Origin of the sequence: Candidatus Enterococcus moelleringii (assembly GCF_017377575.1) — a bacterium.
GTDB classification, from domain to species: domain Bacteria; phylum Bacillota; class Bacilli; order Lactobacillales; family Enterococcaceae; genus Enterococcus_A; species Enterococcus_A moelleringii.
This window is the reverse complement of the sequence record NZ_JAFREM010000055.1, coordinates 1-1,625: the sequence shown is the minus strand read 5'-3', so window position 1 is coordinate 1,625 and position 1,625 is coordinate 1. Positions and strand designations below refer to the sequence as shown.

Here is a 1,625-nt window from a genome sequence, read left to right as displayed (position 1 = left end):
TTTGAATTATGTAAAACAAGCTAGCCCTCAAAAACCTTGATACAACAGTCTTTATTCGCCTGACGGTTTTATCTGACGGCTTTTACTCCACACAAAAAAATCATTTGATAACAAGAAGCCGTAAACTTCCTGCTAAAAAACGATCGATCCCTATATTAATTTCTCAAAAATTTTTGTTAGCGCTTACTTGAAAAAGACAAAAAAAGACTACCCCAATATGGTCAAAAACCATTTTAAAAAGTGGATGTTATTAAATTCAGGCTTACGCTAAGGCCCGCTCCATGCTTGAAATGGCAATAATCCGCTGCTCCAGCATCGAGTCAGAATAGATATCTAACGTCATCTGGGTAGAAGAATGTCCCAGCAAGGCACTCACCGACGGAATATCCGCACCGCTTTCCAAACAACGAGTGGCAAATGTATGCCTCAATTGATGGAAATGCACGTCCTCCAGCTTGGCTTTCTTGCGAATTTGATGGAAATGATACGTCAGCAACCGCGGCTCACAAGGCTTTCCATTCACAGAGAAGACAAACTCATTGTCGGCTTTCAGCTTCTTTGCCTGCAAATCTTTGCGGATCTTATCCGACATGGGGATCACCCGACAGGAAGAGGCACTCTTCACCGACCCGTAATGCAATACGGTCTGATTGGTATCGGCCACGGAAACCCGTTGATAGGTGCTTTCTACCAAGATCAAGTTTTGATCAAACAGCACATTCTCCCATTTTAATGCCGCAATCTCGCCAATCCGCATGCCGGTATGCATCGCTAAGATTGCCGGTAAGCCGTTATCACCCTTTTCCTTAGCTACCACTTTTTCTAAACGCTTTTGTTCCAGCTTAGATAGCGCCCGAACTTTTTTCTTCTTGCCCTTTGGCAGCTTGACTTCCTTGCAAGGATTCCTAGCAATCTTGCCTTTACCTTCAGCAGCCTTCAAGGTACGACTCAATAAGCCGACAATCAGCTTCACACTGCTGACAGACAGACCGTCTTCCAGCCAATGCTTTACTACTTTTTGCACATGCTCCTCAGTAATTTCGCTCAAAGACAATTCAGCCAAATGCGGCAGCAAGTACTGCTGAACCTTGTAGCTGTAGCTGGAAAAGGTTGATTCCTTCACGGTATCCTGCACCTCAGACAACCATAGACTCATCCATTCCTGGTACGTCATTCCCCCAACTGCATGATAATGGGCCAATAACTCCATCTTCTTGCGCAGCGGTCCAATTTTGTCCTTCACTTCTCGATAAGATTTGCCATACACGTAACCGTAGCGCAACCGGCCATTTGATTTTCTGCCGATATGGTAACGACCCTCCCAACGGCCATCCTTGCGCTTGTAAATATTTTCGCCTCTCCTAGGCATAAATAACCAACTCCCTCCAAAATTTTGACGGTCAAAAATGACGGTCATTAAAAAACAATCAAACTAAACGAATCACTTACAGTTTACCAATTTCTCCCAAGGATTTTCACTTTCTTTAAAAAAACGAAGAATTTTTCTAATTTATCGTTGCTTTTGCCATTCTTTTCTTTTATAATTTTTAATGAAAGAGGTATAAAACAGTTTTTCGTCATCATTTAGTAAATACTCTATCTCTCGTTTTCTCTTATACACATCT

The 1,625-nt window shown here is 42.4% G+C and carries 1 protein-coding gene; it reads right to left on the bottom strand.

Annotated elements, in window-relative coordinates; genetic code table 11:
- Positions 1 to 262: 262 nt before the first annotated feature.
- Positions 263 to 1,369 (bottom strand): tyrosine-type recombinase/integrase, encoded by a 1,107-nt coding sequence (locus tag JZO70_RS22190; protein WP_207675884.1) that lies wholly within the window; start codon positions 1,367 to 1,369, stop codon positions 263 to 265.
- Positions 1,370 to 1,625: the final 256 nt, after the last annotated feature.

Excerpts from the sequence above, each read along its gene's own strand:
- JZO70_RS22190 (WP_207675884.1), bottom strand. The coding sequence starts at position 1,369 with ATGCCTAGGAGAGGCGAAAATATTTACAAGCGCAAGGATGGCCGTTGG.